The sequence below is a fragment of the Leptolyngbya sp. GB1-A1 genome (assembly GCF_039962475.1).
Classification (GTDB): Bacteria; Cyanobacteriota; Cyanobacteriia; order Elainellales; family Elainellaceae; genus Leptolyngbya_A.
Window position 1 is genome coordinate 17,473 of record NZ_JAMPLI010000053.1, and the last position, 12,723, is coordinate 30,195.

Sequence of the window (12,723 nt, forward strand, 5' to 3'; positions counted from 1 at the left end):
TACAATGACTAACCAACCGGATGCTTGGCCTCAGGAACTCCTGAGGAAAGCGGACTGGAGATTCTGGGAAGAGCAGACATACGACAACCGCTCCGACTTCGATGAAGCCGTTCGGCGGTGGCACGCGCGGTTGGAGGAGGATCAACGGTTCGGGTGGCACCCTGATGAAGTGGCGCTCTCCGCACCGCGGGTCCGTGTTGAGTACTTCGGCGTGGTCCCCGAACTCGAAGAGAGTGACGATTTCGACGGGTACGAGGACGGCGAGGACTACGCTGCACTTGTTGCGGACTTGGTCAGTGACAACGGCCGTGATTTTACTGCCGGTGAGCTGCTCTATAAGCTTCACAACGCTGCCGTCCGGCACTTGGACAGTGTCGATCACTGCTACATGGAGGGGCTCCAGCTGAAAGGCGAGGACCCGTCCTCCGGTGTGCCCGTGTACCAGATGATCCAGGGTAGCTGACGCCGCCGAACCAAGCGTTGCAGCCGACGCTGGGCCTTGGCTGCGGTACATTCATAGGCACCAGAGTAGCCTAGCGCGACTGAACTTGGTGTTACCACCTCTACCATCGCCGAAGATGACTAAATTCGGCAATGTTGAATTCTCCTCTTGTCTCTCTGCAGCGTGTTATTGATAGGAGCTTCTGCGATCGCGGCAGGAAATTTTAGTATTTGTTTTTGGCAAAGTGACGATTTGCGGTGTGACAGTGGATAGTGTCTCAAAAACGACTATTTCTTTTACAGACATCACTTCTCCTTAGTTGTCAAGAAATTGCTTTTTTAGCAGCTTCAAGTGTTCCATTAATATGCTCTAACACAAGGGCTGTCGCTATATCGACATTACGCTGGCGATAGGCATTAAGAATACTGCGGTGTTCTTGCTCAGACGCCTCTTTTTGAAAAGGTACTTTCGCAAACGAGAGATTAACGTAAATTGCAGACAAGTCTGACAAACGTTGTAGAACGTCTCGCAATTTTGAACCACGAATTGCATTATCTAATAAATTATGGAATCGGCTGTTCAACTCAACCCATCGAGGCTGCTCTGTTTCTGCTTCCATTTGGCGTAGCAATACTTCTGCTTGATCTAATTCCTGATTCGTAATGTGAGTGATTCCTCGTTTAATGCTAAGGGGAATAAGCGCTGCCCGCATTTCATAAATATCTTCTAATTCGGTCAGTGTAGGGGTATGAACGACCGCACCCCTAAACGCATCCATGTCTACTAATCCTTGAGTACTTAACTCTCGTAATGCTTCTCGTACAGGCGTCACGCTCACATTTAGCGCTTGCGCTAACTCAGCCTGTACCAACCGAGTACCAGTGGGAAGCTGCCCCGACAAAATAGCTTCTTTTAACCGTTCAGTAACAGTGGCATGAGTTGTGCGAGGAATCCCCGCTAGTCCTGTAAGTTGCAGTTTAGAAACCAAGAACTATTGCTCCTAAGCTCACAAAGGCATTATGGCATTAACTGACAAATATCTTAGATCATATATCATATATTTTATAGTATGTATCTTATAATACTTTTTGCCTTGCCTTGTGTTCCTATAGTTTTTGACATTCGCTAATTTGCTTTTGTGAATTAGTGAACGCAAACCAGATAAGGGCAAACGTATGGGGCAGCAATCACCATTACAAAAATCTGGGGTAGGAACCCTTGTTATCCTTATCGGAATCCTTGGTTGGCAGTATTTTGTTCCAGGTGTCGCGGTCGCCGCTTCATCAGCGTTTTCTAGCGTTATTAATGGTCTTTTGATCTCGGCGTTGCGAAGCTCAACTCCATTACTGTTCGTCTTGCTCGGCGAGATGCTGACGCAGCGAACTGGCATTATAAACCTGGGTGTTGAAGGGCAAATGTTAGTTGGCGCATTTGCTGGATTTGCAGCAACCGTTACCTTTCACAATTCCTGGTTAGGATTCCTGGTTGGTGGACTGGTGGGTCTTTTGCTCTCTACTGTGCACGCTTGGATCTGCCTGGGCTGTCGGGGGAACCAGATTGCTAGCGGCATTGGCATCTGGATTTTGGGGTCGGGAATTAGTGCGTTTTACGGCAGAAACTTTGTTGGACAAACGATTGCTCAAGGTTTTTCCAGCATCAACCTGCTGTGGTTAACAGAGATTCCGATATTAGGGGCAGCGATCGCAGAAATCACACCAATGATTTCGCTGGCGATCGTTCTTCCCTTTGTGGTTGGCGTCTGGCTGTATGGAACCCGTACAGGCTTGACCTGGCGAGCCGTTGGCGAGTCTACTGCGATTGCTAGAGCAATGGGTATTTGCCCCGAGTTAGTGCAATTGCAAGGAATTTTAGTGGGTGGCTTTTTGTCAGGGTTGGGGGGAGCTGTCCTATCCGTAGATTACACCTTTACTTGGGCAGAAGGAATGACAGTTGGCAGAGGCTTAGTTGCAGTTGGTTTAGTGATTGTAGCGCGGTGGAATCCTTACTGGGCAATGCCTGTCGCGCTTTTATTTGGTGGATCAGAGGCATTGTATTTGCGACTGCAAGCGGTGGGTGTTCCAGTGTCGTCCTATCTGTTAGCAACTCTTCCGTATATCGTTTCGCTGGGTGTCTTGATGATTCACTATCGCAAAACCAATCAAAGCGGCGGAATGCCAGATGGACTGCGATCAATTTTTAGCAGCACTTATTAATCGAGATTTTAGATGGACAATCAAGGAGAAGAAAATGAGAATCAGGAGATTCAGAATTCCTGCATTATTAGCGCTGTTTGTGGCATTCATTATCATTGCCTGTTCTCCAGCACCCCAAACGTCGCAAACGCCAGAATCATCACCTGCCGCAATAGAGCCACAAAAGATTGGATACATCTATGTCGGCCCTCAAACTGATATGGGGTACAACTACTCAATGGATTTGGGGCGGCAGTATGTTGAAGCCAATATGCCAAATGTCAAAACAACCTACTTTGACAACGTTCCTGAAACAGCAGAAGTCTCGAGAGTTATGGAGCGGCTTATCCAAGATGGCCACAGAATTATTTTTGCAACCAGTTATGGCTATCTAGATTACGCGATTGAAGTTGGCAAAAAGCACCCCGATGTCACCATTCTTCATGCTGGAGGGCTTAAAACAAGTGATAATGTTGGCACTTATTGGGCAGATAGCGATGATGCAATGTACCTCGCTGGAATTGCAGCAGGTTCCGTAACTAAATCTAATAAGCTGGGATTCATTGGTGCATTTCAAATTCCGCAATTGCTTCGTACGATCAATGCGTTTACGAGAGGGGCACAAAGTGTAAACCCCAACATTACAACAACAGTTGTATGGACAGGTGCATGGCTTGATCCAGCGAAGGAGGCAGAAGCGGCAAACTCTTTAATTGATAGTGGGGTTGATGTTATTGCCGGTCAAGTTGATTCTCCGTTGACCTATTCTCAAACGGCTGAGAAACGTGGCGTTTATGTGATCGGTAAGGATGTGAATATCAGCGATCGCGCTCCTAAAGCCTGGATTACGGGTGCTTCTTGGAACTGGGGACCCATGATGACTAAAATTGTTGAAAGCATAAATGCTGGAACCTGGAAGCCAGAGCATATTCGCGGCACCCTGAAAGGTGGTGATGTTGTACTTGATCCATTTGGAGATGCAGTGAGTGAAGCGGTGCGCCAAAAAGTAACGCAAGAGAAAGAGGCGATACTCGCAGGTCAAAAGGTGGTTTGGGAAGGACCTTTAGTGAAACAGGACGGCACAGAAGCAGTATCCGATGGAACCAAGATGGCGCTCGATCAAATTGAAACAATAGATTACCTGATTAAAGGTGTTATTGGTTCTGCAAAATAAATTTCCTATAGGGGGTTTGCATTATAAACCCCTTACAGGTGCTTGGTTTTCCAAAAACTTTTCACCTTAATGAGGTGCAACATGGTTGCTGAAGTAAATCAAATTTACCCAATGGGGGCTGCAAAAGGTCAGGAGTGGCTAGTCTCTCGTGATGAAGTGGATATGTCACGGGTACCCCGTCCCATAAGATCCATGCGAGTTGATGCCGACCCACAACGGGTCGTGGTGGATGCATCGAAATCGGCTTTATTGATTGTTGATATGCAGAACGATTTCTGCACCAAAGGTGGCTGGTTGGATGTGATTGGGGTGGACTATACTCGCGATCGCGCTCCTATTGCTCCTTTACAATCTCTAGTCCCTGAATTTCGGGCAAAACAAATTCCAATTATTTGGCTGAGTTGGGGTGTTCGTCCGGATTTGCTCAACATTGCTCCGTCAGTGCTTCATGCCCATAGCCCAACTGGGGAACGGGTAGGGCTTAACCAGTTCACGCCTGAAAAGCGATCGCATGTGTTACGAAAGGGCGATTGGGGAGCTGCGATCGTAGATGAACTTAATCCAGGTGATCAAGATATCCATGTCACCAAACATCGATTTAGTGGATTTTGGGACACAGAACTTGACAGCATTTTGCGAAACATGGGCATTGCCACCCTGTTTGTTGGTGGCGTGAATATGGATCAGTGTGTTCTGTCTACTCTGCAAGATGCAACATTTTTAGGATACGATTGCATTTTGATTGAAGACTGCACTGCAACAACCTCACCACAGTGTTGTATTGAATCAACCTTATACAACGTTAAACTCCTCTACGGATTCATCACTCAATCCAAACATCTTTTAGCAGGACTTGCTCAGCTATAAATTCAATATATTTCCATGAAGAAAGAATATTCTTCTTAGGATGCGTTAGCAATAGCGTTACGCATCATCTAGCAACCTCCAGGCTATTGATAACCGAATCAAGATTTACAACACGATGAGTATGACCACATTTCATATGGTTGAGGGTGCGCCTGCACCAACTGGTCCCTTCTGTCATGCTGCCGAAATTGATGGATGGGTTTACCTAACTGGTCAAACGCCCCTTGATCCATATAATTCAACTGCGCCCATTCCTGATGGCATTGAAGCACAAACACATTTGGTTTTCTCAAATCTCAAAACGGTATTAGCCGGATTGGGAATGGGGTTTGAGCATGTCGTTCGAGTTGGTGTGTATTTAACGCATTTAGAGGAAGATTTTGAGCTATTCAACCAAGTCTACAAAACCTATTTCATAGAAGGGAAATTACCTGCTCGCACCTGCGTTGGAGTTTCTAGCCTAGTGCGAGGCCCCAGAGTCGAAGTTGATTTTGTTGCTCGTAGACCGAATTAAACCATGCACATCAGTTTACGAGGAATTACAAAGCGCTTTGGTCAGTTTTTGGCAAATCATCAAGTTGATCTAGACATTTTGCCAGGGGAAGTGCTTGCTTTACTGGGTGAGAACGGTGCGGGTAAAAGCACACTGATGAAAATCCTCTATGGCTTTTATCAGGCGGATGAAGGCGAAATTTTTATTCAAGGTAAACCTGTCTCCATTTCCTCTCCAACGGTTGCAACGCAGTTGGGAATAGGCATGGTATTTCAGCAGTTTAGCCTGATCTCAGCCTTAACAGTTGCTGAGAACTTGATGCTGACTTATCCTGCTGCTCCCTGGTGGTTGTTACGTCAACCTACAGCCTGGAAATCTGTGCAAGCAAAATTGCGAGAATTATCACATAATATAAAACCCAATACTTATGTGCGCGACTTATCAGCGGGTGAGAAGCAGTTGGTTGAGTTGGCAAAAGTTCTAAATCTCAATGCAAATATCATTATTTTAGATGAACCTACGTCAGTCCTAAGTCCCCAAGAGCAGCAACGATTGTGGTCATTAGTGCGGCAACTTGCAGAGAAGGGACACTCAGTTGTGTTGATTACACATAAGTTAGAAGATGTTACTGCCTGCGCCGATCGCGTTGCCGTAATGCGTCACGGTACCGTTGTTGATGTTCGCCCAATGAGTGAAATAACAACCCACGAAATCGTTCAATTAGTGATGGGAGACGAACATCTAACGCCTGCTCACATTGTTAATTATCCCGTTCAAAACACTCCTAAACTTTGGATCAAAGATGTATCAGCGCATGCAACTGAGTTTGTTGAATCGATCGATTTACAGATTGTTGCAGGCGAGATTTTAGGCATCGCTGGTGTGTCGGGAAATGGTCAGCAGGCTCTAGCAGAAGCGATCGCTGGTCTCATTCCTCTAACCTCTGGTGAAGTTGTTTTGAACGATCGCATCATTAATAAAGCAGGACAGTTGCCTGATTGCCCTTTCAATGTTGCCTACATCCCAGAACAACCACTACAAAATGGTGTTGCTCCTGACTTGGATCTCGTTACTAATTTATTTATCAACCAGATTCACCGCATGCCTCTATTTCCGCGTTGGGGTAAGCAGCGATCACATGCCAGTGAATTAATTGCCGCCTTTGATGTACAACCTCCAAATCCCTTTAAGCAAGCGGATCAATTATCTGGAGGAAACTTACAGAAATTAGTAATCGCTAGGGAGCTATCTGGGAAGCCCGATTTAATCATTGCCTGTTACCCAGCAATGGGATTAGACATTGTAGCGACACAAGCAGTATATGAACATCTTTTCCGTCATGCGGAACGAGGCGCTTGTGTCATTTGGATTTCTGAAGATTTGGATGCGTTGTTGCAATACTCCCATCGCATTGCAGTTTTGTTTCATGGTCAAATCGCTGGTATCAGTACGACACGCACTACCAATCGTCAACAGTTGGGCTTTTGGATGACGGGTTCTCAGGCAGCTTGAATTTTATGGAGTGTTTAGTAGTTCTATATTCTATGTGCCGTAAGTTGACATAACAAATGAGAAGATATCCAGTGTGAAAATCATGCGCAAACATACTGTTGTTCTAGTTGAACTGCAAAGAACAGTGATAAAACACTCCAGATTCAGCTTAGTGCGATCGTGGCTTCAACTTCCGCAGTTTCTCCTACTTAAAAAGTTTATATTTTCTGGAATTCTATTTTTCATCCTCATTAGTCTCTTTTTCAAAATCTCTGGACAATCACCTCTTCCACTTCTTAAAGAAGTGGTTAATGCAGCATTTGGTAGCCCCTATTCTTGGTCGGAAACGTTGGTTAAAACAACACCAGTTTTGTTATGTGCAATCGCTACTGCACTCCCGGCAAGGCTTGGGTTAATTTCAGTCGGTGCTGAAGGGCAAATGTACATTGGAGCACTAGTGGGCACTGCTCCTGTGATTGCATTCCTACAACAGCCTATGTGGGTCGTTTTACCACTGATGCTTTTGGCGTCTGGGTTGGGAGGCGCATTATGGTCAGGTTTTCCCGGTTGGTTAAAAGCCCGAATGGGCATCAACGAGACAATTAGCACGTTACTGCTCAATTATGTTGCGATTTTGCTTGTGAATTTTGCAGTCTATGGTCCCTGGAAAGATCCTGCAAGCTTGGGATGGCCTGCCACTGTTTCATTTCCAGATGCGGCTAAACTGCCTACTTTTTTTAATACTCGGATTCATTTGGGTTTAGTCATTGGCATTGGCATTGCATTACTATTACACGTTTTGCTAACCTATAGTCGCTGGGGTCTTGAACTGCGCGTGATGCGTAGCAACCAAAAAGTTTCAACGGTTGCTGGTTTGAAGTATGGGCGTACAGTAATTTGGGTGATGGCGATCGCAGGCGGTGTTGCTGGACTGGCTGGGATTCTTGAAGCAAGCATGATTCAGGGACGGTTGCAATCCGACCTATCAGTAAGCTACGGATTAAGTGGATTTCTAGTCGCATGGTTAGCAGGTCAAAACTTTGTCTCAATTCTTCTAATTTCTTTGTTAGTAGGAGGCTTATCTGCCTCTGCCGACGCACTTCAATTATTTGCACAGTTTCCATCTTCTAGTGCGCTTATTATGCAAGGTTTACTGTTTACAAGTGCATTAACAGTAAACGGTTTAATTAATAAACAAGCATCTGGAAAGGCTGATTATAGTTCTTTGGAGTAATAGACTTGTTGAGAAATAAAATTGACTTGAGGCAAGGGTTTTCAAATTCTTCCTTCATTTACACTGCATCGAGGTAGAAGTTCCACAACCCTGCTGCATTTACCATTAAGGGGTCATCGAAAATTAGGCAGACGATTGCGATAGACACCCGTTCCTGCTCAACATCGTTCCATGCCTGTATGGGTCTCACATTTGACCCATTGGCAACTAAATTCTCGGTTTTCCTGCTTTTGTTGTTCACTCAACTCTTTTCCCTTCGGCTTCTCATGCGGCAGATGAACGTTTATCAGATAGTGTCTCTCAAGCCAAGTTTATTGAAGCAATCTTTGGAGGGCCAGATTGGGCGATTGCCCAGGGATGAAATTAGCTCGAAATGCCCTGAAGCAATAGTGAAGTACGCCCCGGAACTGGACAAACGAATTCGACCTCAGCTGAAGCTGACTAACGACTCGTGGAGGGTGGACGAAACTTATCTCAAAGTCAGGGGTTTGTGGAAGTATCTGTATCGTGCTGTCGATTCGGAGGGCAATACCCTCGACTTTATGCTGAGCGCCAAGCGAGATGCGAAAGCTGCCGCAAGATTCTTTCGCAAAGTCCTGAAAGGTCAGCACACTCATGCTCCACGGGTCATTACCGTTGATCAGAATGCGGCTTATCCCGTCGCAACCGAGATGCTGAAAGGGGATGAGGTAATTGATCAGAAGACAGAGCTGAGGCAGAGCAAATACTTAAACAATATCGTTGAGCAGGATCATCGAAACATCAAGCGCATTGTGAAGCCGATGATGGGGTTCAAGACGTTTAACAGTGCCAGGAGAACCTTAAGTGGGATCGAGGCAATGAATATGATCCGCAAAGGACAGGTTAATGGTATCGATCGAGGGGACAGTGTCTCTCAAGCTAGGTTTGTTGAAGCAATGTTCGGAATCGGTGCTTGAAACAACGAGACAGGTATAGCTCGTTTGTCACTCCATCGTTTTTGCGACACAACCCAAAATCCTTCATTCAGATAGATACCCCATCACCATACAAATTTTCTGAGGTTATTGTTCCCGCTAATACAAATAACTATCTTTACCCCATATGTCATCGTTCAGGGAGTGCTGCTCTCAACAGGCAGTAATGATGGGACAGGTTGTTCCTGCTGAACAGCCTGACACAAGCCAAAGGGATGTCAGTCCGAGTTCAATGTTCTAGGAGTTTTCCCAATTTCATTAAATTAAATTGCCCAGTCGGTCAAAATCAATATCAGCAGCAGATGACCATATTATTGCTGCCAGCAGAAAATTAGATATCTAGACTACAATCAATTTTTGGAAAGTATGGACAAGATGATCCTGGGACCCAGGAGAGTCGATTGGGTGTCGGAGCAACCATGAAAATACTGCTAACTGGCACTTGAAAGCTAATAAAGCCATGCATATCGAGAACAAGATATTTTGCCTTTTCTCCAGAGAAATTGGTTTCAACAACTATCCCTCTATGCCCTCTATTCTCAAAAGGATTATCACACAGCCATACTTCTCCCTTTGGCAAATATTCAAGTAACGCCAACCACTGTGCGAGTGTCAGAGTAGTGCTTGGTATTTCAGGCAATCGATATCCTTGATATCCTGGTTCTACAACGACTCCAACAGGAGTCAGCTCGTAAAGGGCATGTACTCTGCGCTGACGATCAATGACGATTCCATAACAGCAAGGAATAGATAATAAGTGCTGACCAGAATAAGGGTTATCACGGTATTTTTTAATTCGTAAATCATCCTCGTTGTATTGGTTCCACAGCGAATTTCTTATTCCACCCGCAACTTGATCAAGATTATCCCCCCAATGAATAGCAGTTGAAATCTGCTGCGGCATGGATGAGTCTATGATATAGCCCAAAAATTGGGGTGATCCATCTTCGACCTGAGAAATAAGCATATCCTCCTGCTGATACAAAGGACTATGGCAAAGTATGTAATTACCAGGAGTAGTATTCAACCCAATTAACCGAGCAAGGTTTAGAGAAATAACATATCCCCCTCGATTAGTACTAAATGGATACTCAGAAGGCGGTGCTTCTTGCTTTGACAGAAACGAGATCTTATCAAAAGGAGAGGACTCAATCACCACATCTACATCTGTAACCGTGTAATTGAGAGAACGATTTTTCAAGTCATGCAAAAAATACTCTAAATAAGTAGGAATTAAAGGAAGTTGATCAAGAGGCAGGTTTAGCGCCCTTAGCCACTGTTCTTTAGTATTTAAAGTAGGTGGTAACATTCAGTAGGATTCCCAGAGTAAAAATATTGAGTCAGATTTAACACACCCTAATTGTTTCACTTATCGAAGTACACTACTGCTAGAACTGATCAGAATGGTCAAGTGACGCAGAACTTGCATGATTTTGGAAACAATATAATCTGCTGAAGTGATGAACAGCGATCAAAGGGGAAGTTTCCACAGGCAAAGCTCCGTTACGGAATTGTAAGATTTAACCCATGCTGCTGGCTAATCATCCGTAGCGTCGCTGTCACACCTCCGTTGAGACATGCTGCATCTAGTGACTCAACCGTATCTTCATTGTCAAACCATCCACCTGTAATCCTGACCTGAGGAGCAGACCAAAGTTCTTGCTCTGGGAATGGGTCTTGACTTTGAACAATCCAACCCGATCCTTCAGGGCGAATCATAGCACCCGCTAAGGGCTGAAGCGACAAATGATCACTTCCAGGATAAACAACAATCCGGTAGCGATGAGCATACGCAATCCGAGCCATTCCACCCAACGTGTCACGCACAACGCAGGCATAGCCGACAGGTATGGGTTGAATGCCACCGCGTGGGATCGAAACCCCTTGAAACATCCAACTGAGACTGGTACTCCCCCCTAAGCTTTGCGCTCCATATCGAGTATTGGCAAGGGCTTTTGAACCACCCAGGACGGCTAAAGTACCAGCCAGCAATAAACTAATCCACTTTTCAGGATGCTTGACAAGGTTCATAGATATCCCATTAATTCACTGAGAGCGACAAACACAGGCTGTAGCAACTGTATTGATAAATCATTTGCCTACGGCAAAACGCGATCGACAACCAGATTCAGCAGTCCCTCTCCTAATATTCCCGGCAAACGCCTACATGCTCCATAGGAATTCGTTACTTGCCATTGGAGCTACCTGAAATGCAAGCGCAATCAAATGATTTGATAGCGAACATAGCGTAGCGGGAATTCTAGAAGAAGGAATTCGGTGACGTGCCAGATAAGGGGTGATTACCATGAGGATTTGCTGGAAATTTTGGCTGACGATCGCGACTGCTGCATCAGCTTGTGTCCTATCCACGGCGACAAATGCTGGGGCATCAACCGCACTGCCAATGCGCCTGATGTTTGATGAGGGCATGATGGAAATGGTTGTCCCAGACACAAACACGACTGCTTCTGCTTATGGCGGACATCTTCGGATTTATGACGTGCATATTGCCAAGATGTTTGAAGTCACCCACAATCTGTGCCAAACGGGACGAGTTGGCGGGGGGATCGGTTGGAGTTATTTTTCAGGCAATGGCAGCATTAATATGGGGAACTTTCGGATTTCCTGTGATCTTGCTGCAAACCTTGCTGTTGCTTACGGATTGGGCACACCAGAGCATACAGTCATTTACTGGTCAGGTGGGGAAGGCTTTCCAGGACGAACGCAGGTCTTTGATGTCCCAATTTTTAATATCACAGGCGGTAAAGTTAACCGCTGGATGAGTTTCGTTCAAACCTTTGGTCCCACTCGTTAGAAAATTTTCCTCGTCCTGCTCAATTCCCCATATCTGCATTACTGATGAAAATTTTTCGATTTGCTACAGCTAGCGCAGTTGTGCTTTTTGCCATTCTCCCCGTTCAAGCGCAGAATGTGAACTCGTCACCCTTTGGGGCAGCGGTGTTTGAACGGTGGATTGAAGGTAGCCGTCTGGCGGAGCAGGGCGACTTCAATTCTGCTCAAATTCAATACCAGCGGGCACTCAATGCCGCTCAACAACTGTCAAACCCAGTTCTAAGAGATTGTGCCATTACAAGCTCTCAAGCCAATATTGCAGCAATGGAGGCAGCAAGGGCATATATTCGCAGCTACGGCAGTAGTTCTAGTGCGATTGCACAAGCCCAGCACATTGCTGAGATACAGTTTCGGCAAACCATTGAGCAAAGTGATCAGATAAGACCAGATCTCGCAAACCGCTGTCCTTAAATCACGTAAATCTAGCCATTACTCTAACCATCTATCATCATGCCAACCTTCGTCGGCTTGCAGATTTTTCGCTGGCTTCCTCGCCTACCCTTCCTTGCAGACGTGGATTGCCCGCTCGCGCAATGCTGTCTGCCATCACCCTAATTCCATCCTCGCTCCGCCTACGGCTGCACAAGACGATCGCCTCCACCCCTCCGAACAATCAACTTTACTCCTGCCCCTAAAGCAGTTCTGCTGTGACTGAGCAATAAAACTTGCGCAATTAGCAAATCAGTTGCGCATTTTCTAAAACTCTGAAACCGTTATTAATTGCGGCTTTCAGATATTGAGACAAATCAAGTCACGAATCATAATACCCTACGTTTGAAGCCCAAACCCCTTGCCTACTATAGGATCAGGGATTTACGCAATTCATTTGCTAAGTGCACCAAACCATTTGCTCAGTCACACGTCCACACCCCCTCTTTCATGCAACAATGCCCAGCAAAGGTGACAATCTAGTAGTTCACCAAATAAACTTTGCCTAGTTAGCATGCTTTAATTTAGGATAGAGATGCCCTAACCGAATGCGCGCACCTGCACTGGAAAATCTCCAATTGACCCTGGCTTT

Annotated in this window: 12 protein-coding genes and 1 pseudogene; 10 read left to right on the forward strand and 3 right to left on the reverse strand. The window is 45.6% G+C overall.

What is annotated here, in order from left to right; translation table 11 throughout:
* The first annotated feature begins 4 nt into the window (after positions 1–4).
* Positions 5–463: a hypothetical protein gene (locus NDI45_RS26440; RefSeq protein ID WP_348249502.1), complete on the forward strand. Its 459-nt coding sequence runs from the start codon at positions 5–7 to the stop codon at positions 461–463.
* Between the two features lie 301 nt (positions 464–764).
* Here NDI45_RS26440 and NDI45_RS26445 read toward each other — a convergent pair whose 3' ends face one another.
* The gene (locus NDI45_RS26445) at positions 765–1,430 is read right to left on the reverse strand and encodes a GntR family transcriptional regulator (RefSeq protein WP_348249503.1); all 666 of its coding nucleotides are present in this window, start codon (positions 1,428–1,430) and stop codon (positions 765–767) included.
* Positions 1,431–1,617: 187 nt separating this feature from the next.
* Between NDI45_RS26445 and NDI45_RS26450 the strand changes: the two genes are divergently transcribed.
* The 7 genes and pseudogenes from NDI45_RS26450 to NDI45_RS26480 all read left to right on the forward strand — a co-directional run.
* Entirely contained in the window at positions 1,618–2,655 is a 1,038-nt protein-coding gene (locus tag NDI45_RS26450) for an ABC transporter permease (protein WP_348249504.1), read from the forward strand.
* Positions 2,621–3,808, forward strand: coding sequence for a BMP family ABC transporter substrate-binding protein (locus NDI45_RS26455; RefSeq protein ID WP_190794900.1), 1,188 nt, complete (start codon positions 2,621–2,623; stop codon positions 3,806–3,808). The genes NDI45_RS26450 and NDI45_RS26455 overlap by 35 nt, the downstream gene beginning before the upstream one ends.
* An 81-nt stretch (positions 3,809–3,889) precedes the next feature.
* A complete protein-coding gene (locus NDI45_RS26460; protein WP_190794901.1) occupies positions 3,890–4,675 on the forward strand; it encodes an isochorismatase family cysteine hydrolase in 786 nt (261 codons plus the stop codon).
* Positions 4,676–4,790: 115 nt separating this feature from the next.
* Positions 4,791–5,189 (forward strand): Rid family hydrolase, encoded by a 399-nt coding sequence (locus tag NDI45_RS26465; protein ID WP_190794902.1) that lies wholly within the window; start codon positions 4,791–4,793, stop codon positions 5,187–5,189.
* 3 nt (positions 5,190–5,192) lie between these two features.
* Positions 5,193–6,680, forward strand: a complete 1,488-nt coding sequence (locus tag NDI45_RS26470) for an ABC transporter ATP-binding protein (protein WP_190794903.1) — start codon at positions 5,193–5,195, stop codon at positions 6,678–6,680.
* An 82-nt stretch (positions 6,681–6,762) separates the two neighbouring features.
* Positions 6,763–7,893: an ABC transporter permease gene (locus NDI45_RS26475; protein WP_242067624.1), complete on the forward strand. Its 1,131-nt coding sequence runs from the start codon at positions 6,763–6,765 to the stop codon at positions 7,891–7,893.
* A 386-nt stretch (positions 7,894–8,279) separates the two neighbouring features.
* A pseudogene (locus tag NDI45_RS26480) lies at positions 8,280–8,831 on the forward strand (IS6 family transposase); the annotation flags it as partial.
* Between the two features lie 349 nt (positions 8,832–9,180).
* On the opposite strand, the gene NDI45_RS26485 reads toward NDI45_RS26480, so the two are convergent.
* Both NDI45_RS26485 and NDI45_RS26490 read right to left on the reverse strand, forming a co-directional pair.
* Positions 9,181–10,158 (reverse strand): hypothetical protein, encoded by a 978-nt coding sequence (locus NDI45_RS26485; RefSeq protein ID WP_190793488.1) that lies wholly within the window; start codon positions 10,156–10,158, stop codon positions 9,181–9,183.
* A 194-nt stretch (positions 10,159–10,352) separates the two neighbouring features.
* Positions 10,353–10,880 (reverse strand): hypothetical protein, encoded by a 528-nt coding sequence (locus tag NDI45_RS26490; RefSeq protein ID WP_190793487.1) that lies wholly within the window; start codon positions 10,878–10,880, stop codon positions 10,353–10,355.
* Positions 10,881–11,154: 274 nt separating this feature from the next.
* Between NDI45_RS26490 and NDI45_RS26495 the strand changes: the two genes are divergently transcribed.
* Positions 11,155–11,664, forward strand: coding sequence for a hypothetical protein (locus NDI45_RS26495; RefSeq protein ID WP_190793486.1), 510 nt, complete (start codon positions 11,155–11,157; stop codon positions 11,662–11,664).
* Between the two features lie 44 nt (positions 11,665–11,708).
* Positions 11,709–12,113 (forward strand): hypothetical protein, encoded by a 405-nt coding sequence (locus NDI45_RS26500; protein WP_348249505.1) that lies wholly within the window; start codon positions 11,709–11,711, stop codon positions 12,111–12,113.
* The last annotated feature ends 610 nt before the right edge of the window (positions 12,114–12,723 follow it).

Coding starts and splice junctions, on each gene's coding strand:
- NDI45_RS26465 (WP_190794902.1), top strand. CDS start 4,791: ATGAGTATGACCACATTTCATATGGTTGAGGGTGCGCCTGCACCAACT.
- NDI45_RS26455 (WP_190794900.1), top strand. CDS start 2,621: ATGGACTGCGATCAATTTTTAGCAGCACTTATTAATCGAGATTTTAGA.
- NDI45_RS26475 (WP_242067624.1), top strand. CDS start 6,763: ATGCGCAAACATACTGTTGTTCTAGTTGAACTGCAAAGAACAGTGATA.
- NDI45_RS26450 (WP_348249504.1), top strand. CDS start 1,618: ATGGGGCAGCAATCACCATTACAAAAATCTGGGGTAGGAACCCTTGTT.
- NDI45_RS26440 (WP_348249502.1), top strand. CDS start 5: ATGACTAACCAACCGGATGCTTGGCCTCAGGAACTCCTGAGGAAAGCG.
- NDI45_RS26500 (WP_348249505.1), top strand. CDS start 11,709: ATGAAAATTTTTCGATTTGCTACAGCTAGCGCAGTTGTGCTTTTTGCC.
- NDI45_RS26485 (WP_190793488.1), bottom strand. CDS start 10,158: ATGTTACCACCTACTTTAAATACTAAAGAACAGTGGCTAAGGGCGCTA.
- NDI45_RS26495 (WP_190793486.1), top strand. CDS start 11,155: ATGAGGATTTGCTGGAAATTTTGGCTGACGATCGCGACTGCTGCATCA.
- NDI45_RS26460 (WP_190794901.1), top strand. CDS start 3,890: ATGGTTGCTGAAGTAAATCAAATTTACCCAATGGGGGCTGCAAAAGGT.
- NDI45_RS26490 (WP_190793487.1), bottom strand. CDS start 10,880: ATGAACCTTGTCAAGCATCCTGAAAAGTGGATTAGTTTATTGCTGGCT.
- NDI45_RS26470 (WP_190794903.1), top strand. CDS start 5,193: ATGCACATCAGTTTACGAGGAATTACAAAGCGCTTTGGTCAGTTTTTG.